Here is a 20,632-nt window from a genome sequence, read left to right on the forward strand (position 1 = left end):
ATTGCTGTTTATTGAAGGTTTTTATGATAAGGAGTTTTCTTTTGAAGGATATGTTTTTGGTAAGAAGTGGCTGAAGGGAAATTTGTAAGATCCTAGTGTAGTGATTTTGCGAAAAGTTTGGATTTGGGTCTAAAATTAGAATATGTTTTTCAGATATAAGTGTATTTCAGATAGTGGTGAAAAGGTTGAGGGTATTATTGAGGCAAGTGATAGAAGTAGTGCAGTTATTGAGCTTAAGAAAATTTTCTCTCTTGTTCTTGAGCTTAAGGAAGAGAAGGTGATAAGAAGAGCTCGTAGGATTAGTAAGAAGGATCTTATAACCTTTACTGATGTTTTGAGTATCTCCATAAACGCAGGTTTACCAATAGTTAAGGCTTTAGAGCTTGCTGGAGCTAATGTTCAAAATAAAACTTTTAGAGAGGTTTCAAATCTTATTATTTCGGCGGTTAGAAGTGGAAAACTACTTTCTGAAGCGTTATCTATGCATCCGGATGTCTTTGATACTCTGTATGTTAGTGTTGTTAGAGCTGGAGAATCCTCTGGGGAGCTTAGTCAGGCGTTTGATAGTCTTTCCAAATATCTTGAAAAATCTTTTAACATTGCATCAAAAATAAAGTCTGCAATGACTTATCCTATTATCATTCTTGCTGTAGCGGTGGGAGTTGTCATGTTTTTTCTCACTTCAATTGTGCCAAAGTTTTCGGAGATCTACTCCTATTACGCTACGGAATTACCAGAGATTACTCAAATAACGATAAGTGTTGGAAACTTCATGAAAGCTAATGCACTTTACGTTCTTTTTGTTTTGGGGGTAGGTGGCTTTTTGTTTAGCTATCTTTACAGAAATTTTGAAGAGTTTAGGAATTTACTCCAAAGGTTGCTGATAGGAGTTATTCCCGTTTTAGGTAATTTTCTACTTAAAAGTGAGATAGAAAGGTTTTCAAGAGTTATGTCTGTAATGTTGGTTAATAAGGTTATGATTCTTGAAGCTCTTGAAACCTCTTTGGGTGTTATGAGAATAGTTTTTCTTAAGAGAGCAATAGGATTTGCGATCTCAGAAGTGGAAAAGGGAAAACTTCTCTCAGAAGTTTTGGCAGACTATCATTTTTTCCCCCCATTTCTTATACATATGATAAAGGTAGGTGAAGAAACTGGGGAACTTGATAAAACGTTAAAAAAGCTTGCAGATTTTTACTCTTTTGAGCTAGAAAGACAATCTGAGGTTCTAATTTCCTCACTTTCACCAGTTTTGATAGTGATTGTTGGGTTGATTGTAGCTTTTCTAGTAGTGTCAATCTTTATGCCAATGTTTTCCTTACAACAGTTACTTTTGAGATAGTTTAGTTGAAATCTTCAAAGAGCGTTGGAAGCATCTGTGAAAGCTTATTGTATTTTTCCATAATGTCTGGGTTTTTTTCAGAAAATTCCTGTAGATTCTTGTAGTTACCAATGGAGTAATTCTCAAACTCTTCTATTGTGAGTCCGAATGAAGAGAGAAGTTCTTTTTTCTTTTCTATTCTATACTGCTCAAGAAATTCAGACGAGACATTGGTTTCAGTTTTGATTATATCCTTCGTCCAGAAGTAGTTACTAACCATCAGTATGGCATTAAGTTCTATGAATCTTCTTGGGGTTAGGGATATGTTTTTAGGTGTTTTTAGTTCAAGTACTATTTCGTTAAGAATAGCTAATATGTCTTCCTCTAGTTTTTTACCTTCGTCTTCTTGGACACAGCCGAAAACGGTGAAGATTATCACTAGAAAAGAAAAAATTGTTTTTTTCATATTGACCTCTCTAAGAATGTTACACTAGATTGTTTCCTAGAGTCAACTTAACTAGGGAGTATTCTAATAAATTCCAAACTTCGTAACGATCCTCTTGGTGGTTTATCAGAAAGAGTATTTACCCAGTCCCGAAAGGGACTGCGAGAATAGTGAAAAGAGAAACTGCTTCCTAATTGTGAACTTTGGAATCTATTGAGAAGTATCAAGGTTGTTTGATTTATTGGGTGAAAGTGTGAACTCCTTATTGTTCTGGAGACATCGTTGGGAATTGTAGCTTTCACTTTCTTTCTTGGGCAAACTTTGGATAGATATTCCTAGGAACAACCAAAATAGTAAACCTAAGGGAACTACATAGAGGGTGTTGTCAATTAGTCCGTGAGTCAAAAATGAGAATATGCTTACCATGTAACCAAGTTTAGTTATTTCAAACTTTGCTACTAGGTTTTTTATCGCTTTGTGTAGAGACACTGCTAGTAAGCTTGTGAATGCAGTAAGCCCTAGAATTCCTGTTTCAACAAGAATACTTAGATATAAGTTGTGGATATAATTGCCAAAATATGGGGCTACATGTTCTTTGAAGTTTATAAGTCCTATTCCAACTATTGGGTTAGTTTGGAACAGATTAAGACCTAGTCCGTAGGCATCCAGTCTGTTGAACAAACTTGTATAATCCTTCCACTCAAAGATGAGTTTTATTCTCTCAATTATAAAGTTTGATATGTAACCTAGCAAGATTACGAATACGGATATTGATACTACCGTAAAGACAAAGATACTTTTATGCTGTCTAGAAAAGTATAGAACTGCTAATGTTGCTAATGGAGCAAGAATTAGAAAACTGCGAGAATTTGATAAAACTAAAACCATCACTTCAATAATTGAAAGAGCCAATATGGATATCCAAAAAGCTATTGGTTTGTCATTGAGTTTTGTAATTAACCAGGATAGGATGACTGGGATTATGTATAAAACGGAGGAAGAGAAGATTACAGGATTGGGAGTGATAGAAGGGCTTCTTAAAACCGAGTTATGTGAAAAAAATTTCGCAGATGGGATTTCTATTAGGTTTATGTTCTCTACTCTAATGAATAGAGCTAAGTCTGGAAATAGGTAGAATATTGCTCCAAAGATGGTAAGGATTATAACTGCTACTAATCCACCCCAGTATATTCCACTATATTCCCATCGCCAGTTTTTACCGAGATTGAACACGAAGTAGTATAAAACAAGAACTAAAACACCACCTACTGCTAATTCTTTGTTTTTTGCAAAAATAATAGAGATTGTGGAGACTCCTATAAACAAGAAGAATAAAAGATCTTCTATTGACAAGTTCGGTTTGAACTTTAGTGAGGTTATGGTAAATAAAGTAAGAAGTGCTATTATGGGAATTAGTACCAATTGTGAGGTTAGAAGTAGAAATATGGTTAATGCTAGTGTGATAGATAGGACCTTGTTTCCAGCTTGGTTCATATTTTTATAATTTTAATTATGTGATAGTGCTAGAAGCTACATACAGAAAAAATAGGCAGATGATAACCTTGATGGAAGTTCTCACCTTTTATGTGAGAATTGAAGAAGTTGTCCTAGAAATACTTTGTTGTTTTGATTTTTGAACACATCATTGTGATTTTGAAACAGCTGAAGATGATTATTTAAAATACCAGAGAGAGAAAATGGGGATGTAGCCAAGGGGCCTAAGGCGGCGGTCTGCAAAACCGCTATTCGTCGGTTCAAATCCGACCATCCCCTTATTATTATTTCATTCTTATATAGTCTTTACTTTTCTTACTTCTCTTGCCCCTTCTAGGGATTTTGAGTAATAATGTTCAGTTTTTGTTAGGTAAGGACGAGATCTCAAACTTTCTACTTACTCAGTTTTCTCAGTCTCAGGTGGTTGTTGCAAGTATCATCTAAGTTTTGTAGAGAGCTTTCGTTCTGACAGAGACTGTGAAAAAGGTAGAAGAGATACACTTGGTTGTAGATTTTGGATCTCGTTAGGTTTCAGACTGAAAAGCCGTGAGTTAAAAGAAGGTGTAGATCTCGTAAACCTCAACTGAGGAAGGGTTGCTTTGACTAAAGGTATTGATTATATCCTTTATTTTCTCGTAATCTGTTTCTTTTACATACTTTGGAAGGAAGTAGATCAGTCTATAGTTTTGTCCAGAAGCTTTAGCGAAATCTTCAAAGTGCTTGTAAAAGATGTAAATTGCATTTTTTGAGACTGAATACCAGAAGTATTTTCCTGAGAAGGGCTTTTTCACACAATAGTCAAAAAACTGTATCACGGTTCCGCCAATAACTCTTGGCAGTATTTTGCTAAGGAGTGATACTTGGTTAAGGAAGTTTGCTTTTATAGTAATTCTGATCCTCTTGTTGGTAGTTTGGTAAGGAGTTTCATCGAAGATTGAGAGCAGATTTATTAGAATATCTATCTTTTGGGGGAGTTTTTCTAGAAATCTCTTGATGCTTTTTACACTTAGGATATTCATTTCAAGAAGATCAATTTTCTTGGTAGTGTTAATTTGTGGTGCTTCTATTTTGTTTGAGTTAAACTGCAGAAATAGGTGTTTTGTTTGTGGTAGTAAATTATTCTTAAGTATTTCTTTGTAGAGGTATCTTCCAACTTTGCCAGATGCTCCTAGTATAACTACGTTCATTGCTTTTGCCTGAGTGTTGGGAAGATGATGACTTCCCTTATTGATGGTGAGTTTGTTAGTATCATTACCAGTCTATCAATTCCAATTCCTTGTCCTGCAGTAGGTGGTAGTCCGTATTCAAGTGCAGTGATAAAGTCTTCGTCCATCATCTGTGCTTCTTCGTCTCCTAGTTCTCTTTGCTTGAGTTGTTCTTCAAATCTTTTTCTCTGATCAATAGGATCATTTAGCTCTGTGTAGGCATTTGAAATTTCAAGTCCACCAGCGAAAAGCTCAAATCTTTCAACTAGGTCCGGATCGCTACGATGGGTTTTGGCTAAAGGTGAAAGGATTTTTGGAAAATCAGTCACAAATGTTGGGTTTATAAATTTGCCTTCGGAGAAGTGTGAGAATATTTTGTCTATGACCTTGGGAAAAGTAAGTTTATCTTCTTTTATCCCCAACTTCCTTGCAAAGTCTCTGGTGTTATCCTCATTTAGGAAGAATTCTTTGGTTTTGCCTGTTTGCTCGTAGAGGTAATCGAAATACTTTATCCTTCTAAATGGAGGAGTGAAGTCTATTTCATACTCTCCGAACTTGACTTTGTGACTTCCGTTTATCTCAGCAACAAGCCAGCTTAGAAACTCTTCTGAAAACGTCATTAAGTCATTATAATCCCAGTAAGCTACATAAAACTCCATCATTGTAAACTCAGGATTGTGTTGAGTGTCTATTCCCTCGTTTCTGAAATTTTTGCCGATTTCATAAACCTTGGTGAATCCGCCGACAATAAGTTTTTTGAGAAAGAGTTCTGGGGCGATTCTTAGGTAGAGGGTCTGGTCTAATGCGTTGTGGTATGTAGTAAATGGCTTTGCTGAAGCTCCACTTGCAATATGACTTAAAATAGGAGTTTCAACTTCGTAAAATCCCTTGGAGTTAAAATATTCTCTTATCTTGTTGATTATTTTCGCTCTTTTAGTGAATATCTGACCTATTTCAGGGTTAGCGATAAGATCTAAGTATCTTTGTCTATACCTTACTTCAGGGTCTTTCACTCCGTGCCACTTTTCTGGTAGTTCATTAAGGCATTTTGATAGCATCTCAAAGTGTTCAACTTCAACTGTAAGTTCACCAGTTTTAGTTCTAAAGATCCGTCCCTTAACTCCAACTATATCTCCAACATCAACGAAATCCTTGAACAGTTTAAATTTATCCTCACCGACGATATCCTTCTTTACGTAGATCTGTATTTTGCTCTCAATGTCTCTTATATGTGCAAATATTGCCTTTCCCTGGTCTCTGATGGCTACTATCCTACCAGCTATTGATATTTCCTCATAGCTTGGCTCTATGTCAAACATGTTTACTATGCTTTCTATTGAAGTTTGGAAGGGTATCTCTAGAGTTGGGTCATATTCTATGGATAGGTTATCATTCACTCTTTTTACCTTGCCTTTTATGAAAATCTCATCGCCACTTTTTTTCTCTGTAAATTCGCCAGCGTACTCTTTATTCACATAGACTGTGATTTGCTTTTCATTGCCTTCAAGTCTTATCATAAGCCCATCATCCGTATTTGAGATTCTTTTAATCTTTCCTATCACTCCAACAGATATCTCTTTTGGGTCAAGTTCGTATCTTTCTCTTGTTTGTTTTATGGTGGTGTTGGTAGTAAATTTGTAGGGGTAGGCTTCTATTTTCATTCGCTCAAGATCTTGGATCTTGTTAATTCTTATGTTCTTCAAGCTTTCACTCATATTTTTTCTCCCAGAGTAGAAGAATATTTTAAAGAACCTTTGCTGGACTTTCCTAGTTAGAGCCCAGCTTTTACTCGGGTTTTGAGTAAGACAAGAGAAAGTAATGTTATACTTGTGTAATTTTCTCAGAGACAGTAACTTCCTCTGGTGTTAGAGGTTTAGGCTTTTTGGAGAAGGTTACAAGGAGGATTAGTGAGATGAATAGAAGTAAACCTACTACAAGATCAACCATAATCATCTCCTCAAAAGTTGAGTGGAAAATCATAAAACCGCCAATAAGTGCAAGGTCAGCGATGAGTAAAGGTATAATAAAATACCAGTTTTTAAAGGTTATGCTATAGTTTATCAGAATGAACGATACTCCTATTGGTATAAAAGCTATGGTGAAAAGAAACAGTATCGGCTTGGCTTCCAGATATCTTTCACCAAATATCTTAAGGATAATATCGCTAAAGAGAAATATAAAAAGTGCGTATGCTAAACTTGATGCAATAGCTAGTGCAAGCCCTTTAAACAAAGTGATAACACTAGCTCTATAGCCTCTTGTTGATAGATCCTCAATCATTCTTGGTAGGACTACGTAGGATATTGGGATTATAACAAATAAGTTTGCCTTAGCTATGGTGGAAGCTATAGCAAATATGTCTGTAGCTATTTCGTTAAAATACCTTCTTGAAAAAATTACGTCACCGAAATTCAGAATGCTGTATGATAGGTTTATGAGAACTATTGGTATTAGGGGAACAAAGTAAGATAACTCTATCTTTTCGTCATTGTTGTTGGAAGTAGACTGATTGTAATTTGTTCTGTTGAGTAGTAGAATGATAGAAGTTAGGACGAAGGATGCTATTATTCCAACAAGCATTGAAGCTGTTGCTCCAATATATCCATTCCACACCTTTATGTAAGGGTAAGTGAGAACAAATCTAATGAAAGGATAGGAGAAAGATACTATTCCTAGGAAGAGGAACATCTTCAGAGATTGAAACAAAGACGAAGTGATATTGATTAGGTATGTGAGTGCTATTATGATGAGTGCTATTAAGAGGGGAAAGTAGTCTACGTTCATAAAGGAAATTAGGTGTGAGTAGAGAGGAGTTAATAGAATGAATGTTATCATCAAAAAGGCAAAGGAATAGAGTGCAAACTTATAGGAAACATTTATTGCTTTGGAGTATAGACCTTTTGATGCAAGCTCTGTGGTCTCTCTAACATTAAACATCCTGAAAGCTATTGCAACTGTTCCTAAGATATTGATCAGAGAATTTATGGACATAACTGCACCATACTGTCCCGGTGGTAAGGTCCAAGTGTAGATTATATTCACTAGAAAGGCAAATAGGTTACCTAGGATAGTGAATAGTGTTAGAATTAGTGAATCTAAGTAGAATCTATCAGTTCTTATTTTAGTGATTATTCTGTTTATCATTTTCGGTAAGTCCTGTTGAACCAAATCCGCCATCTCCTCTTGTGGTAGGTGATAACTCTTCTACAACTTTTATATCTACCCTTTCAAATTTGGATATTACCATTTGAGCTATTCTCATTTGGTTTTTCACCACGAATGGCTTATCACCCAAGTTTATTATTATCACCATTACTTCGCCTCTATAATCTGGATCAATTGTTCCGGGGGTATTTAGGACTGTTATGCCATATTTTACCGCGAGTCCGCTTCGGGGTCTTATTTGTGCTTCATATCCATCTGGTAATTCTATGCTTATACCTGTGGGAATTAGCTTTATTTCTCTAGGATTGATGACAATATCTTCTTCTGTGCAAGCATAAAGATCTAGTCCAGCTGAGTGTGTAGTTTGATACTTCGGTAGAGTAGCGTTCTTCTTGAGCAGTTTTACCTTCAGTTCAAGCATAGGAAAAATGTTAATTACCGCAAACTTGCTCTTTCAAGAAAATTAGAGAAGTTCTAGTGGATTTCAAGATTTAACGATTGAATACAGTCTTTCTTTTATTTCTCTCACACTTCTTGCTGGGGCTAGATGAACATTCTCAATAAACACTTGAAACCTGATGTAAAGTAGCATTGTAGAAGTTAAATTTTTAGTTTTAAAACATTTTGCTTCTAGACTGTTCTTGACTGTAGGTAATTTTGTGGTGTAAAGCAAAGTTTTCTTATCTTGAAGGAAGGTTTTTGTTGATTCGTTTTCTAGGCAAAAGCTTATCTAGTTTTTCTCTTTGTTCAGGAGTGAAAATTGACAAAATCTCAACCAGCGAGTTTTTGATGTTAAGTTCAAACTCACTTGTTAGTTTGGTAATCTGTGAATTTAGAGACTTTATCTTGTTAAAATCAGGTTGGGTTTTTGACATTTCCTTCAGAATTTCGTATTTCAGTTTCAGGATATCTGTTGAGAGAGGATCATTTTTCTGCTTGGTTTGTATGATTACGTTAAATATCTTATCTTGTTGTTCTTGGGAAAGATTTAGTTCTTTTGCAAATAGAAGTATTTTCATAAGTTTATGTTCTAGGATAGCAAAAAGAGGTTTTCCTTCTCTATATTTGTCAAAACGTTTCCACTCGTTCAATTCTTCTTCTAGCCCTTTGTGAATAAAGGGTTCAGAAAATCCTTGAAGATGTAGAAAGAGAATTGCTACTATTGTAAAAAACCTGAGTATCATTTTGTAGGCTTTCATAAATTCCTCCTTTCTTAATATAGATACATTAGAAACACTTAAGGTTACATTTGCTATAACTCTCTGAAAGAACTTATGTAGGATAAGAAGTAGTTCTATTTGTCCAGAAGGAAAGAGTAGTATAATCTATAGAAGTCAGTGTTTTCTTGATCTCCGATGCCTTCGGGGTTATCTTGGTCTTGGTAACTAAGGATGATAGATCTTATTTCTTCCCCTAGGGGAATTTCTGGATCATTAGTTTCAACCGAGACGAAATACCGGTAATATGATTCAAGGTATGGGTAGATATTGTTAGAGTAGTTTTTATTTAAGACTACTGTGGACTCATTTTTTGTTTTTTGGTATAAACTTTTGATTGAGAATATTTGTAATACAATTGCGACAATTATGGTCAGCATAAGAATGCTTAGGGTAATAGGTTTAAGGTTTTTGAATATCATCATATATTTAGGTGCTGGAGTTGGTATATTTTGAAAATTAAGTGGTAGTTTGAACTTCTTTGAGATGATTTTCCCTTGTAATTTTATTTTGTTCAGTCCTTCCAAGAATTTTTGTGACTTTAAAAAGTAGTTTTTGCAATCTTCACATTTTGATAGATGGTCCTGTATTTCATTGGAGGTAGAAACTTTATCTAGAAGATGTTCGGTTATTTTCTTTTTGAATTCTTTATGTTTCATTGGGATCTTCCAATAAACTTTTGATTTTTTCTCTTGCTCTAAACAGTCTAACCTTGCAGTTTGTTTCCGAAATGCCAAGAATTTCGGATATTTCTTTTATACTTTTTTCGTCAATATAGAAGAGAATAAATACATCTCTGTAAGGTTGTGGGAGTTTATTTATAATACTTAGTGCAAATTCAATATCTTCTTGATGGTTGCCATTTTGGTGTGTTGTGATATTATCATCTAAAGAGGTTATGATTTTTCTATGTTTTTTTAAGATATTTTTGTGTGTCTTTAGGACATTTTTTGCTATGCTAAATAGCCAGTTTTTTGCTTTACTCTTCTCCTTTAGGCTATTTCTATATTTCCAGGCAAGAAGAAAAGTCTCATTTAAGAGGTCAAATACATTGTTATTGTGAACCCCATTGGCTAGGAAATAGCCTACTAGCATATCTTTAACCTCTTCAAACAGAGAGGAGAAGAATTCTTTATCCTCCATTTAAAATAATGATAATTTCTATTCAGGGTAGGTTACAAAGTGTGGGAAGGTTGGAGAAGGATGGGAGTAGTAATTGTGTTGGGGGTTAGAAGTAGGATTGGATGAATAGATGTGGTGAATGTTGAAGTTAGCCTGGGTTTGGGGAGAAGGTTTTAGATGGACAGAGTTTTCAAACTTCAGTGTCAAAAGTGTTGAGAATTTTTCTTTGTCCTGCTATAATATTAAGTGTAGTTTATGGCTAATAGAGTAATTCTTGAGTATGGTGAGATAATATCAATTCTGAGGTTATGCAAATTGTATGACATAAGACTCACTATAATTTTTGACAACAGTAAGGTAACTGGTAAGATTTCTGATATTTCCGAGTATACTTTGACGATAAAGACTGAATCTGAGTTGCCACCGAATATCAAATCTTTAGATTTGTCTTTTGAGCTGAATAAGGAGCCGTATCATTTCAAGGGAGATGTTGTAAAAATTTTGTCAAAGGAAGTTATGGTGCTCATTCCTTCGCAATTGGAAATATGGGCTGTTAGGAAGTATGAGAGGAGTTATTGCTATGGTAAAGTTTTTTGCAACATAAACATCATAAAGGATTTGTCTCAAGATCTGAAAAATAGGGCATTTTCTATGCCATCTAGGCTTGGAGCAATATTTAGAGAAGTTTCCAAAGATGTACCTGATATTCCATCGGTGATAAAGATGGTGCAAGATGAGCTTAACAATGTGTCTGATATAGGTGAGCTCTTTTTACACAAACAAGGTGAGAGTTTACCGCTTCCAGTGATTATTCTGACGAAGTATAAAAAGCCAATTCTTATAGAAAATACTCAAGAAGAAGCGTCTTATTTTAAAAAGTATCTCGGGGAAGAAGCTATAGCTTTTGGTAAGTTTATGGAAGATCTAAAGTGGCCAGGAGAGAAAGTGGATGAAGAGATAAAGAAGTTTATATCGTTTTTCCAAAAGAGTAATATAAAAAGCATAATTTATGCTCCAATCTTCTTATTTGAAAATGTAGTTGGACATATTAGGGTTGCGAGTCTTCTGAATAAGACAGGTAGATCCTTATCCCTAAGGGATGTGTTCTATGTCCAGTCTCTTGCTGATATTACCTCAGAAGCGTTGGCGAAGTATAAACTTTTCTCACTTACTTCTTCTTCAGAGTTTCCATTGCCTGTACATGATATAAGTGTGGGAGGACTAAAAGTAGAGATTGAGCAGTATCTTGCAAAATTTCTAGATGTAGGCACAAGGGTGAAGATAAGCATAAAGTTTGATGACAATAGGACAATAGTAGTTAAGGGAAGAGTGCTGAGAGTTGAAACTGAGGGTAGTAAACTCTTCTCAGCTATACAGTTTGAGGATTTAGATAAGACTGACGAAATTGTAATAAGTAGTTTTGTAGATAAGAATAGGGGGTAGTGTATGGCTATAAAGCGAATTGAAAAGGAAAAGAAAGAAGTTTATCAACGACTATCACAACCGTTGAAAGAGGAGATAGAGAGAATAAGAAGGAAGATTCAGGAGATAGAAGTTAATGCATTGCGTGGTAATACATCAATTGGAAAGTATAGGCATTTTTTAGTTGCAAACTACTACGTAGATATAGCTCTAAACTACATAAAGATGAATAGGCTTAGTATGCATTTAATGGATTTGAAGCAGGATGAGCTTCTTGAAAACTCCAGAAAAGCTATATATAATGCTATTGCAACTCTTGAAAAGCTGGTCAGCGATACTCTTGATGGCGATCTTAACGAAATAAGTGAGAGGCTTAGTGGCACTGAAAGAATGAACCCTTACAGAAAGCTTTATCTTCTTAAAAAAATGGAAAATGCATTGAAGGTGCTTTCGGAGGAATTGGAGGGAGGTAAGTGGAGATATAAGATTCTTGAGATGTTTGGGAAATTTGCAGTTGTGGTGAAAAATTCTATAAACTTTAAAGAGTATATGAGTATGGATCCGACTAGTTCTAACTACAGATATTATACTGAGCTAATTAACTACGCTAAAGATCTGTTGAAGAGGTCTGCTGATGAATATAGGGAGAAATATGAGGTATCTGGACATGAGGTTTCTGATATGAGGAAGGCACAAGAGTTTCTTAAGGCGATAATGAGGATGAACAATGTTCTTGGGTATTATGATGAGTCAAAGGAAATAAAGAAAATCATAGAAAAATGGTCTCAAAAGATGGAAGAGGATCTTAAAGCAAAAGAGAAGAAAAAGTTTTAAGGACACTTATTCTGGAGTAAGAGGAACATGGTCAGAATTCCGTTTGATAAGGTAATCTTGTCGGTAGTGTTACTACTTGTGGTTATAGGACTTGTGAACCTTTATAGTGCTAGCTTTTATTCTGATAGGTCTATTTTCTTGAAGCAGGTGATATGGGTAGTGGTAGGATTTTCTTTGATGATAGTTCTATTTTTCACGAAATACGAGGTTCTTGTGAGCTGGGCAATTCCTATATATATCGTCTTCTTGATACTCACGGCATTAACGCTTTTTATTGGTAAGGAGATAAGAGGAACGAAAAGCTGGTTAAATATAGCTGGAATGGGTATACAACCATCAGAGTTTCTGAAGGTTGGTGTGCTCCTACTTGCAACCAAATATCTTTCAGCTGAAGGAATTAACCCTAAAAAATTGTCAACAGTTGTTGTTCTTGCCATGATTTTCATCTTGCCTGTTGGTGTGATTCTTCTCCAACCGGATTTGGGGATGGCTATATCGTATTTTTTGTATTTCCTACTTTTTTCTATGATTGCTGGAATAAATGCAAAATACTTGTTACTTTTACTTTTTTTGGGATTCTCTTTGGCTTTCTTCCCCTTTTTAAACGCATATATAGACTTTTTGCTCAAGATGGGAGTGATTGAAAGGGTGTCAAAGACTGTGAGTGTATTGATTTCTAGAGAATTTGCTTACGCTTTGTTGTTTTCGTCTATTTTTATTTTCCTTGTATCATTTGTAGTATCAAGAGTTGTAAGAGAGAAGACTAGATTGATTTTGGGAATTTTGTTATTCCTATTCTCTTTAGCATTTTTGTTAGGCAATATTGCTTATAACACGCTAAAACCTTATCAGAAAAATAGGTTGATGGTATTTTTTAGTCCTGAAGTTGATAGGCTTGGGGCTGGGTATAATGTGATTCAATCAGAGATAGCCATAGGTTCTGGAGGAATTACCGGCAAAGGGTTTCTAAATGGTTCTCAGAACAAACTCAATATACTACCTGAAAGACATACGGACTTTGCTTTCTCAGTCCTTGGGGAGGAGTGGGGTTTCATTGGAGTAGGGGTGGTAATAACATTGTTTGTAATACTTTTTATACGATTGCTTTGGCTAATAAGCAATGCGGAGAATATGAAGTCTTACTTTCTGTTGTGTGGAGTAACTATAGTGATTCTTATAAATTTCACAATAAATATGCTGATGGTATTGGGACTTGCACCAGTAACAGGTTTACCTTTACCGTTCGTTTCCTATGGTGGTTCTTCAATAATAACAAACTTAGCTCTCATTGGAATTGTCAACAATATCTATAGAGAGAGATTCATTATGTATTAAAAATTAGTATCTGTATATACCTATTTTGTTCTTCTTAGCTTTGCTTTCTGCCTGTCTTATTCTCCAGGCGTATTTACCCTTTACCATATATGGTCTTGCTAACCCGTTAGCAACCATATACTCGTTTATGAGTACGTCATCCAGCCATAACCATCCTAAATTTCTTTTGTATCTATCAACCCCCTCTATCTCAACTTTAACAACTTTGTTGTATACTAAACTATGCAGTTTCCACTTTGCTGTTTCTCCTATTCTTAACAATTCACTGGGGGGAACCCTAATAAAAACATTGAACTCACCGTTAATGTAAACTTTAGTTGTATCCTTCTTGAACTTTGCATTTCTTCTCGTTTCAGGAGTGTCTATACTCAAAAGTCTGACCTTGTAATACCCATCATTTGCTTTAACTGTAACGGTGTCACCGTCATCAACATCTACGACTTTACCAGTTATGGTGACTCCAGATAGTGCACAAGAAATGAAGATAAAAATAGCTACTAATATCCAAACTAACTTTCTCATAACCGTATTTTAACTACTACTGCGGATGCTTTACAAATTTAGATACCGGTTCCCAACAAATTCCAAAATTTGTAACTAGGATGTAGTTTTTCTTTTACTATTCTCGCAGTCCCTGACGGGACTGGGTAAATACTCTTTCAATAAACACTTAGGAGAGTTGGCATAGGGTGAAATTCTGTGATTGATGGACTACTATCTAGAACCAAAGAGTGTAAGTAAACAAAAGGTTGAACCTTATCTACTTGCCTGGCGGAAATTGGAATTTATTGACCGGTTCCAGGAATGAGTGCTTGAGTATTTCAAGAATCTTGCTAGAGGCTACTAGTTAGGAATGCTAGCTAGACTGTGTTTCTATATTTTTGGAAATGTACTCTATGATTGATCTTGCGACTTTGAGCTTGCTTCCCTCAAATTCTACTCTACTACCATCTTTACTGAAGATGGTTACTTTGTTTGTCCTACTTCCCATTGGGTTGAAAGTTATTTTGCCATCTTTCAATTCCAATTGATTTGCTACTACGAAGTCAAGCTTTTTTTCCCTCATTTTTGCAATAGCGTATTCTTCGGCTTTATTGCTTGTTAATGCAAATCCTATTACTATTTGATGTCTTTTTTTCTTCTTTGAGATTTCCTTTAGTATATCTGGGGTTTTTTCTAACTTTATTTCTAGTAATTGGTCCTTTGAAAGTTTTCCTGAGAATTTCTTACTAGGTTTGAAGTCTGATACTGCAGCAGGCATAAGAAGAATGTCGGAGTTTATAAATTCCTTTTCCACCTGCTCCAGCATATCATGAGTGGAGACAACTTTGATAGATTTTATGAATTTAGGAGGAGTATATTTCATCTCGCCATATATTAAGCAAACATCTGCTCCCTCTAAATAGGAGACTAGAGCCAATGATAGCCCCATAAGGCCCGATGAGTCGTTAGATATAAATCTTACATTATCAATGTATTCCTTTGTAGCTCCAGCAGTTACTATTACTTTCTTATCTTTTAAAATACCGTTGTTTTTTCTTAGTATAGAGTATACTATTGTCTTCTCGTTTGGTAGTCTTCCTTTCCCTTTGCCTTCTAGAGGTGAAGCAAAGAGTCCTTCCTCAGGTTCTACAATGTCCCAGTTGTATTCTTTAAGTTTTGTTATGTTTTTCTGGTTTATAGGATTTATCCACATTTCTTTATTCATTGCGGGAACTATCATTCTCTTTTTGGAGTAAGGAAAAGCTAATGCGATAGTGCTGACTAGATCATCGGCTATACCATTTGCAATTTTGCCTATGATATTGGCAGTAGCAGGCACAACTACAAAGACATCTCCCCATTTTGCTAAAGTTATATGGATTAAAGGATCGTCATTGTTGAAATTGTCAACATATACCTTGTTTTGGGATATAGTTTGAAAAAGCAATGGAGAGATGAGTTTTGTAGCATTGTGACTCATAACTACTTTGACTTCATTACCTCTTTTTATAAGCCCCCTTATCACATTCAGCACTTTGTATATGCTTACGCTACTTGTGACACCTATGACTATCCTCATAGAAAAAATTTAATATTCCATCTACCTAAATCTCTACTTAATTTTTTATCTTCAATAAGTTCCAAAATCTGCGCCTAGGATGTAACCTTTCTTTTTACTGTTCTCGTGGTCTCTGTTGGAGCTAAGTGAACACCCTTCTTGATAAGTACCCGAGAGACTTGGTATAAGGTGAAGTTCTGTGATTGATAGACGCTGTCCAGAACCAAATAATGTAGGTGGACAAAGGTTAAACTCATCTACTCACCTGATGGAAATTGTAATTTGTTGTTTAGTTGCATTGAAGTTTAGTTTTGTTAGCAAGTGATTGGGAACTGGCTTTACCTGATTACTTCTCTTGCTGTGTGAGAGCTTATCTAGTTTCTAGTAACTGTGATGGAAGTGGAAGATGTGCTTGTTTCTAAGATAGTTTCGGAAAGTTTGCGTTGACAATCGGGATCAATTGGAGAGGGTAGTAAAATTTCTGTCTACTTGATGAGAGTAAGCTTTATTGTTGCCTCGGGTGAGAACTTGAAAAAGTTGATAAGTTTAGTTAAATTTACCTGATGAAGGTGATAGTAAATGGTCAGGAGCGGGAAGTTGGTGTTACAAATTTGAGAGAGCTGGTTGAAGAGTTAGGATTTGATGTGAATAGGTATGTTGTGGTGGTCAATAATGAGATTATTCCTAAAAGTAGGGTAGCGGAGATTACTCTTAAAGAGAATGATGATATTGAGATACTGACCATAATGGGGGGAGGTTGATGGACGAGTTGCTGATAGCGGGATTGAGGTTGAAGAGTAGGTTAATAATAGGCACAGGTAAGTTTAGTGATTATGCCTATATTCCTGATATAGTGGAGAAGACGGGATGTGAGATGGTTACAGTGGCGGTTAGGAGGGCGAAAGACGGTATCCAAAAACCGCTTAAGGATTATATTCCTAAGGGGGTAAAGGTGTTGGTGAATACTTCGGGAGCGAGGAATTCTGAAGAGGCGCTGAAGATAGCAAGGATAGGAAGGGAACTTCTAGGGAGTGATCTTGTGAAAGTTGAAATAATACCTGATACTAAGTATTTGATGCCGGATAATAGGGAAGTTATAAGAGCATGTGAACTTTTAGCAAATGAGGGGTTTAAGCCTTTTCCTTATGTTATGCCAGACTTAGTGTCTGCTAGGTATATGGTGCAAGCTGGGGCAGTCTGTATAATGCCTCTTGGAGCACCTATTGGAACCAACAAAGGTTTGCTTACAAGGTATTTTATTGAAATGTTGAAAAATGAACTTGATGTTCCGGTTATTGTTGATGCTGGGATTGGAAGACCTTCTCATGCTGCTGAGGCTATGGAGATAGGAGTAGATGCAGTATTAGTAAATACTGCTATAGCGACTGCAAAAGATCCTGTTGGGATGGCAGTAGCTTTTGCGAAAGCAATTCAAGCTGGAAGGGAAGCTTTCCTAATAGGTTTGCCACTGGAAAAAACTTTTGCAGAGCCTTCATCTCCAGTGGATGAGTATCTAACGGGTTTTTTGAGAAAGTAGGTTTGAGGGATTTGTGATCTTACGGTTTCTGGAGTTATTTTGAATTGTTGTCTACCCTCATTTAAAATTTTCTAAAGCTAGGGGGGGAAGATGAGTTTTTCTCTGTCAAAAAGAGCTATAGAAATAGAGCCTTCGCCTACTCTATCAATTGGTGCAAAAACGAAAGAACTGATATCTAAGGGTCTGGATGTAATAAACCTGACGGCGGGAGAGTCTGATCTGCCTGTTCCTGAGTGGGTCCTTAAGAATCTTGAGAAATGTATCAGAATAAACGGCTCAAACACTTATAAGCCTACTGCGGGAATAACTGAGCTGAGGAAGGAAATTGCGGAGAAGTATAGAAAGTATAACAACGTTGACTATTCTTACAAAAATGTTGTAATATCCATAGGTGCGAAGCAGGCTATCTACTTGGCCCTAGCATCTGTGTGTAACGAGGGAGATGAGGTTATATTGATTTCTCCTTACTGGGTAAGCTACGTTGAGCAGATAAAGTTAGTGGGTGCAAAGCCTGTTATTCTTGAAACAAGAATAGATGATGGTTTCATTCCTAGTTTGAAGGAACTTGAGCAACTCATAGGACCTAAAACGAAGGCTATAATCGTAAACAGTCCGTGTAATCCTACTGGTGCTCTATATCCTCAGGATATACTTGAAAAGTTACTAAGCTTAGCAATTCGGAAGAGGTTTTATATAATTTCCGATGAGATATACGAGAACTATGTGTATGAAGGTAAGTTCGTAAGCTTGGCATCGCTTTCCCCCGATGCTAAAGAGGTGACCATAACAGTAAATGGATTTTCAAAGTCTCATTCAATAACTGGTTGGAGGATAGGATATGTTTGTGCCTCAGAAGAGATTGTCAGTGCTATGGATTCTATCCAGAGTCATATATCTTCTGGAACTTCCTCTATTGTGCAGTATGCGTTACTAGGTTTTCTTGAGCATTATGAGGAAGATGTTTCTGTGATTCAGAGGGAGTTTACGGCAAGAAGAAATTACATAAGAGATGAGCTTATGTCAGAAAATAAGATAAGAATTTTTGTTCCTCAGGGAGCGTTCTATTACTTCATAGATGTTTCAAAGTGTTTTAACGACAAGATCAAAAACTCTGTGACTTTTTGTTCGGAACTTTTAGAGAAAAAGCTTCTATCAGTTGTTCCCGGAATAGCCTTTGGTGATGATAAGTTTGTAAGGCTTTCTTTTTCCGCTAGTATGGACTCAATAAAGGAAGGAATAAGGAGATTGAAGGAATTTATTAACTCGCTTTAGCTTGTTAGTATTCACTTTGATAAGGAAGATTTTATTTCCTCAATATCAGGTAGTTCAGAGATGCTCTTTATACCAAAGTAATCTAAAAATCTATCTGTGGTAATGTAGCTAATTCTATCAGAGATGTTAGAATTGCTTACAGGCTTTATAAATCCTTTTTCCAGAAGGGTTGATATTGCTCTACTTGAGGAAACACCTCTTATTCTGTCTATTTCCGTTTTCTCAATGGGCTGTTTGTAAGCTATTATCGTTAGAGTTTCAAGCAGAGCATCTGTCAATTCAGTGTCATCGTCTTGTGGAGGGAAGATTTCCTTTAGAATGTTGTGGTAAAGCTTTGATGTCACCATTTCAACGTAGTTATCAGTTGATATTATTTCTAAACCTGAGTGTAGATTTTGATAGCGAGTGTTTAGATTCCTTATAGTGTTTTCTATATCAGCAACTCCAAAGTGCTTTTTTAGTAAGGAGTCTAGAAATTCTTTTTTTACCTTTTTACCGCTTAAAAATAGGACTGATTCTACAAGTCCTTCAGGATTCATTACAAAAGTTGGTTTGGGGCATAAGCCCCGAAGTATATTACTTTGAGTGATCTTCTATATACTTTACAGCGTCACCAACGGTTCTTATTTTCTGTGCATCCTCATCCGAAATTGTTATACCAAATTCTTCTTCAAGAGCCATTATTAGCTCAACTATATCAATGGAGTCTGCGCCAAGATCCTCAATAAATGAAGCTTCGGGAGTGACCTTTGACGCGTCAATTCCGAGTTGATCAACGATCAAATCTTTTACTTTTTCAAAAATATCAGCCATACGATCCTCCTTAAAGTTTTGCGTTATTATAAATATTGTCTAACTTGTCAGTCAATTAAACCAACACTCCGCAATAAGTTCCAATTTCCGTTGGGTGAATAAACAAGATTTTATGTTTTGTTTATTTGAGTGGTTTTTGAAAGTTGCTTTTTGTTTATATATACTTTTAGAAGGTTTTGAGGTATGAAGGTTCTTTCTAAGCATTTTGGTGAAATAGAGATAGAAGAGGAACACGTTGTTACATTTGAGAAGGGGCTTATAGGTTTTGAGGAGTATAAGAGGTATGTTTTCATAGAGTTTGAGAAGGATTCTTTTGTATACTGGATGCAGTCAATAGAAAATACGGATCTGTGTTTTTTGGTAGCTAATCCGTATGTTTTTAAACCTGACTATATCCTTGATGTTTATGAAGATGATCTTAGGGGTATATATGCGGAGAAAAGTGAGGATCTAATGGTTTTTGTTATCCTCAATGTTAATCTTGAAGAGCAGAAGGTTACTGCTAATCTTTTGGGGCCGGTTATAGTGAATACTAAGAACAATAGGGGAGTTCAAGCTGTTTCAAAGATAAACGACTATCCTACGGATTATGATATAACATCTAAGGTTGGGGTCAAGTAGGGGGAGTAGATGTTGGTTTTGTCAAGAAAGGAGGAACAGAGCATAATAATAGGTGATAACATTGAGGTGAAGATACTCTCAATAAAGGGAGATACTGTAAAAATTGGAATTTCTGCTCCTCCGGAGTTGAAAATATATAGAAAAGAGATTTTGGAGGAAATCCAGAAAGCTAATATAAGGGCGGTTGCTAGCTCTAAGAATCTTAAGGATATAATTCTAGGTAAGGTTAGGGAGGCAAGAGGAGAAAGTAATCTGTGAGGAGTCGTACACTAAGTGGATTGGAGGATATTAGAAAACACTGTGTAGGTGAGTGAAAGGTAGCTTAAGTTTTGTTGTTGAGTAGGTATTGTGAGTTGGTATTTTTAGCCTGTTGAAGGGTTTGCCGGGATGGCGGAATTGGCAGACGCGTGGGATTCAGGATCCCATACCCTTTGCGGGTGTACGGGTTCAAGTCCCGTTCCCGGCAAAGTGATATATACATCATAGTGATGCTACATGCATCCATTGGAGATTTCATTAATTTCGGTAACATACGGTGTAACTGCTTTTATTTTCTTACACTCTCTAGTTAGCAACTACCTTTACTCTATGCTAATGAAGGAATTTAGAAGACTTTCGTTTATTACCGTTTCAGCTTCATTTATTTCTTCAACTTTCAATTTTGTTTCTTTTTTTTTAGGAAGTATTATTTACTTGCAGGTTGTGGAGCTCCTTTCAATTGCTACGGTGCTTGCTTTCATAGTCCTAGCTGGAATTTCTTTTAAAAGTACTTATAATATTTCTGTTGTTAT

At 35.9% G+C, this 20,632-nt stretch carries 24 protein-coding genes and 2 tRNA genes; 13 read left to right on the forward strand and 13 right to left on the reverse strand.

Features of this window, described 5'->3' with window-relative positions:
* Nucleotides 1-142 precede the first annotated feature (142 nt).
* Nucleotides 143-1,339 (forward strand): type II secretion system F family protein, encoded by a 1,197-nt coding sequence (locus ABDH28_06350; GenBank protein ID MEN2998637.1) that lies wholly within the window; start codon nucleotides 143-145, stop codon nucleotides 1,337-1,339.
* Nucleotide 1,340: 1 nt separating this feature from the next.
* Here the strand turns inward: ABDH28_06350 and ABDH28_06355 are convergent, their stop codons facing one another.
* Together ABDH28_06355 and ABDH28_06360 are read right to left on the reverse strand one after the other, a co-directional pair.
* A complete protein-coding gene (locus ABDH28_06355; protein ID MEN2998638.1) occupies nucleotides 1,341-1,784 on the reverse strand; it encodes a hypothetical protein in 444 nt (147 codons plus the stop codon).
* Between the two features lie 189 nt (nucleotides 1,785-1,973).
* Nucleotides 1,974-3,257, reverse strand: coding sequence for an O-antigen ligase family protein (locus tag ABDH28_06360; protein MEN2998639.1), 1,284 nt, complete (start codon nucleotides 3,255-3,257; stop codon nucleotides 1,974-1,976).
* Nucleotides 3,258-3,277: 20 nt separating this feature from the next.
* Between ABDH28_06360 and ABDH28_06365 the strand changes: the two genes are divergently transcribed.
* Together ABDH28_06365 and ABDH28_06370 are read left to right on the forward strand one after the other, a co-directional pair.
* Nucleotides 3,278-3,400, forward strand: a complete 123-nt coding sequence (locus ABDH28_06365; protein MEN2998640.1) for a hypothetical protein — start codon at nucleotides 3,278-3,280, stop codon at nucleotides 3,398-3,400.
* 62 nt (nucleotides 3,401-3,462) lie between these two features.
* A tRNA-Cys gene (locus tag ABDH28_06370) sits at nucleotides 3,463-3,536 on the forward strand.
* A 272-nt stretch (nucleotides 3,537-3,808) separates the two neighbouring features.
* Here ABDH28_06370 and ABDH28_06375 read toward each other — a convergent pair.
* The 7 genes from ABDH28_06375 to ABDH28_06405 all read right to left on the reverse strand — a co-directional run bounded on the left by ABDH28_06375 (nucleotide 3,809) and on the right by ABDH28_06405 (nucleotide 9,987).
* Nucleotides 3,809-4,444, reverse strand: a complete 636-nt coding sequence (locus ABDH28_06375) for a hypothetical protein (protein ID MEN2998641.1) — start codon at nucleotides 4,442-4,444, stop codon at nucleotides 3,809-3,811.
* Nucleotides 4,441-6,177: a lysine--tRNA ligase gene (gene lysS / locus ABDH28_06380; protein MEN2998642.1), complete on the reverse strand. Its 1,737-nt coding sequence runs from the start codon at nucleotides 6,175-6,177 to the stop codon at nucleotides 4,441-4,443. The genes ABDH28_06375 and lysS overlap by 4 nt, the downstream gene beginning before the upstream one ends.
* Before the next feature lie 106 nt (nucleotides 6,178-6,283).
* Entirely contained in the window at nucleotides 6,284-7,639 is a 1,356-nt protein-coding gene (locus ABDH28_06385; protein MEN2998643.1) for a hypothetical protein, read from the reverse strand.
* A complete protein-coding gene (dut, locus tag ABDH28_06390) occupies nucleotides 7,584-8,048 on the reverse strand; it encodes a dUTP diphosphatase (GenBank protein MEN2998644.1) in 465 nt (154 codons plus the stop codon). Before dut ends, ABDH28_06385 begins: the two co-directional genes overlap by 56 nt.
* A gap of 259 nt (nucleotides 8,049-8,307) precedes the next feature.
* Nucleotides 8,308-8,826, reverse strand: coding sequence for a Spy/CpxP family protein refolding chaperone (locus ABDH28_06395; GenBank protein ID MEN2998645.1), 519 nt, complete (start codon nucleotides 8,824-8,826; stop codon nucleotides 8,308-8,310).
* A 95-nt stretch (nucleotides 8,827-8,921) separates the two neighbouring features.
* Nucleotides 8,922-9,503 carry a hypothetical protein gene (locus ABDH28_06400; GenBank protein MEN2998646.1) on the reverse strand — a complete coding sequence of 194 codons (582 nt, stop codon included), beginning with the start codon at nucleotides 9,501-9,503 and terminating at the stop codon, nucleotides 8,922-8,924.
* Nucleotides 9,493-9,987 (reverse strand): sigma-70 family RNA polymerase sigma factor, encoded by a 495-nt coding sequence (locus ABDH28_06405; GenBank protein ID MEN2998647.1) that lies wholly within the window; start codon nucleotides 9,985-9,987, stop codon nucleotides 9,493-9,495. Before ABDH28_06405 ends, ABDH28_06400 begins: the two co-directional genes overlap by 11 nt.
* Nucleotides 9,988-10,221: 234 nt before the next feature.
* Here ABDH28_06405 and ABDH28_06410 point away from each other — a divergent pair, with 234 nt between their 5' ends.
* From ABDH28_06410 to rodA, 3 genes are read left to right on the forward strand one after another with little or no spacing between them, the layout of a single operon-like run.
* Entirely contained in the window at nucleotides 10,222-11,409 is a 1,188-nt protein-coding gene (locus ABDH28_06410; protein MEN2998648.1) for a PilZ domain-containing protein, read from the forward strand.
* A gap of 3 nt (nucleotides 11,410-11,412) precedes the next feature.
* Nucleotides 11,413-12,222 (forward strand): hypothetical protein, encoded by an 810-nt coding sequence (locus tag ABDH28_06415; protein ID MEN2998649.1) that lies wholly within the window; start codon nucleotides 11,413-11,415, stop codon nucleotides 12,220-12,222.
* 27 nt (nucleotides 12,223-12,249) lie between these two features.
* Nucleotides 12,250-13,557 (forward strand): rod shape-determining protein RodA, encoded by a 1,308-nt coding sequence (gene rodA, locus ABDH28_06420; GenBank protein ID MEN2998650.1) that lies wholly within the window; start codon nucleotides 12,250-12,252, stop codon nucleotides 13,555-13,557.
* A gap of 3 nt (nucleotides 13,558-13,560) precedes the next feature.
* Here rodA and ABDH28_06425 read toward each other — a convergent pair whose 3' ends face one another.
* Together ABDH28_06425 and coaBC are read right to left on the reverse strand one after the other, a co-directional pair.
* Nucleotides 13,561-14,079, reverse strand: coding sequence for a thermonuclease family protein (locus ABDH28_06425; protein MEN2998651.1), 519 nt, complete (start codon nucleotides 14,077-14,079; stop codon nucleotides 13,561-13,563).
* A 334-nt stretch (nucleotides 14,080-14,413) separates the two neighbouring features.
* Entirely contained in the window at nucleotides 14,414-15,619 is a 1,206-nt protein-coding gene (gene coaBC, locus ABDH28_06430; GenBank protein MEN2998652.1) for a bifunctional phosphopantothenoylcysteine decarboxylase/phosphopantothenate--cysteine ligase CoaBC, read from the reverse strand.
* A gap of 542 nt (nucleotides 15,620-16,161) precedes the next feature.
* Here coaBC and thiS point away from each other — a divergent pair.
* The 3 genes from thiS (at nucleotide 16,162) to ABDH28_06445 (ending at nucleotide 18,407) form a co-directional block, all read left to right on the forward strand.
* Nucleotides 16,162-16,359, forward strand: a complete 198-nt coding sequence (gene thiS, locus ABDH28_06435; protein MEN2998653.1) for a sulfur carrier protein ThiS — start codon at nucleotides 16,162-16,164, stop codon at nucleotides 16,357-16,359.
* Nucleotides 16,356-17,135, forward strand: coding sequence for a thiazole synthase (locus ABDH28_06440; GenBank protein MEN2998654.1), 780 nt, complete (start codon nucleotides 16,356-16,358; stop codon nucleotides 17,133-17,135). Before thiS ends, ABDH28_06440 begins: the two co-directional genes overlap by 4 nt.
* A gap of 90 nt (nucleotides 17,136-17,225) precedes the next feature.
* A complete protein-coding gene (locus ABDH28_06445; protein MEN2998655.1) occupies nucleotides 17,226-18,407 on the forward strand; it encodes a pyridoxal phosphate-dependent aminotransferase in 1,182 nt (393 codons plus the stop codon).
* A gap of 11 nt (nucleotides 18,408-18,418) precedes the next feature.
* Here the strand turns inward: ABDH28_06445 and scpB are convergent, their stop codons facing one another.
* Nucleotides 18,419-18,946 (reverse strand): SMC-Scp complex subunit ScpB, encoded by a 528-nt coding sequence (gene scpB / locus ABDH28_06450; GenBank protein ID MEN2998656.1) that lies wholly within the window; start codon nucleotides 18,944-18,946, stop codon nucleotides 18,419-18,421.
* A 37-nt stretch (nucleotides 18,947-18,983) separates the two neighbouring features.
* Complete coding sequence (locus tag ABDH28_06455) at nucleotides 18,984-19,220, reverse strand: acyl carrier protein (protein MEN2998657.1); 237 nt, start codon at nucleotides 19,218-19,220, stop codon at nucleotides 18,984-18,986.
* A gap of 183 nt (nucleotides 19,221-19,403) precedes the next feature.
* Here ABDH28_06455 and fliW point away from each other — a divergent pair, with 183 nt between their 5' ends.
* The 4 genes from fliW to ABDH28_06475 form a co-directional block, all read left to right on the forward strand.
* A complete protein-coding gene (gene fliW, locus ABDH28_06460) occupies nucleotides 19,404-19,841 on the forward strand; it encodes a flagellar assembly protein FliW (protein MEN2998658.1) in 438 nt (145 codons plus the stop codon).
* A 9-nt stretch (nucleotides 19,842-19,850) separates the two neighbouring features.
* Complete coding sequence (gene csrA, locus ABDH28_06465; protein ID MEN2998659.1) at nucleotides 19,851-20,099, forward strand: carbon storage regulator CsrA; 249 nt, start codon at nucleotides 19,851-19,853, stop codon at nucleotides 20,097-20,099.
* A 123-nt stretch (nucleotides 20,100-20,222) separates the two neighbouring features.
* Nucleotides 20,223-20,307, forward strand: a tRNA-Leu gene (locus ABDH28_06470).
* A 29-nt stretch (nucleotides 20,308-20,336) separates the two neighbouring features.
* A partial coding sequence (locus ABDH28_06475) for a hypothetical protein (protein ID MEN2998660.1) occupies nucleotides 20,337-20,632 on the forward strand: 296 nt, incomplete at its 3' end.

This window comes from Brevinematia bacterium, assembly GCA_039630355.1.
Taxonomy (GTDB): Bacteria; Spirochaetota; Brevinematia; order DTOW01; family DTOW01; genus SKYB106.

Coding starts and splice junctions, on each gene's coding strand:
- ABDH28_06350 (MEN2998637.1), top strand. CDS start 143: ATGTTTTTCAGATATAAGTGTATTTCAGATAGTGGTGAAAAGGTTGAG.
- lysS (MEN2998642.1), bottom strand. CDS start 6,177: ATGAGTGAAAGCTTGAAGAACATAAGAATTAACAAGATCCAAGATCTT.
- scpB (MEN2998656.1), bottom strand. CDS start 18,946: ATGAATCCTGAAGGACTTGTAGAATCAGTCCTATTTTTAAGCGGTAAA.
- coaBC (MEN2998652.1), bottom strand. CDS start 15,619: ATGAGGATAGTCATAGGTGTCACAAGTAGCGTAAGCATATACAAAGTG.
- ABDH28_06360 (MEN2998639.1), bottom strand. CDS start 3,257: ATGAACCAAGCTGGAAACAAGGTCCTATCTATCACACTAGCATTAACC.
- csrA (MEN2998659.1), top strand. CDS start 19,851: ATGTTGGTTTTGTCAAGAAAGGAGGAACAGAGCATAATAATAGGTGAT.
- ABDH28_06410 (MEN2998648.1), top strand. CDS start 10,222: ATGGCTAATAGAGTAATTCTTGAGTATGGTGAGATAATATCAATTCTG.
- ABDH28_06355 (MEN2998638.1), bottom strand. CDS start 1,784: ATGAAAAAAACAATTTTTTCTTTTCTAGTGATAATCTTCACCGTTTTC.
- ABDH28_06455 (MEN2998657.1), bottom strand. CDS start 19,220: ATGGCTGATATTTTTGAAAAAGTAAAAGATTTGATCGTTGATCAACTC.
- ABDH28_06445 (MEN2998655.1), top strand. CDS start 17,226: ATGAGTTTTTCTCTGTCAAAAAGAGCTATAGAAATAGAGCCTTCGCCT.
- ABDH28_06415 (MEN2998649.1), top strand. CDS start 11,413: ATGGCTATAAAGCGAATTGAAAAGGAAAAGAAAGAAGTTTATCAACGA.
- ABDH28_06425 (MEN2998651.1), bottom strand. CDS start 14,079: ATGAGAAAGTTAGTTTGGATATTAGTAGCTATTTTTATCTTCATTTCT.
- ABDH28_06385 (MEN2998643.1), bottom strand. CDS start 7,639: ATGGCGGATTTGGTTCAACAGGACTTACCGAAAATGATAAACAGAATA.
- ABDH28_06400 (MEN2998646.1), bottom strand. CDS start 9,503: ATGAAACATAAAGAATTCAAAAAGAAAATAACCGAACATCTTCTAGAT.
- thiS (MEN2998653.1), top strand. CDS start 16,162: ATGAAGGTGATAGTAAATGGTCAGGAGCGGGAAGTTGGTGTTACAAAT.
- dut (MEN2998644.1), bottom strand. CDS start 8,048: ATGCTTGAACTGAAGGTAAAACTGCTCAAGAAGAACGCTACTCTACCG.
- rodA (MEN2998650.1), top strand. CDS start 12,250: ATGGTCAGAATTCCGTTTGATAAGGTAATCTTGTCGGTAGTGTTACTA.
- ABDH28_06375 (MEN2998641.1), bottom strand. CDS start 4,444: ATGAACGTAGTTATACTAGGAGCATCTGGCAAAGTTGGAAGATACCTC.
- ABDH28_06395 (MEN2998645.1), bottom strand. CDS start 8,826: ATGAAAGCCTACAAAATGATACTCAGGTTTTTTACAATAGTAGCAATT.
- ABDH28_06405 (MEN2998647.1), bottom strand. CDS start 9,987: ATGGAGGATAAAGAATTCTTCTCCTCTCTGTTTGAAGAGGTTAAAGAT.
- fliW (MEN2998658.1), top strand. CDS start 19,404: ATGAAGGTTCTTTCTAAGCATTTTGGTGAAATAGAGATAGAAGAGGAA.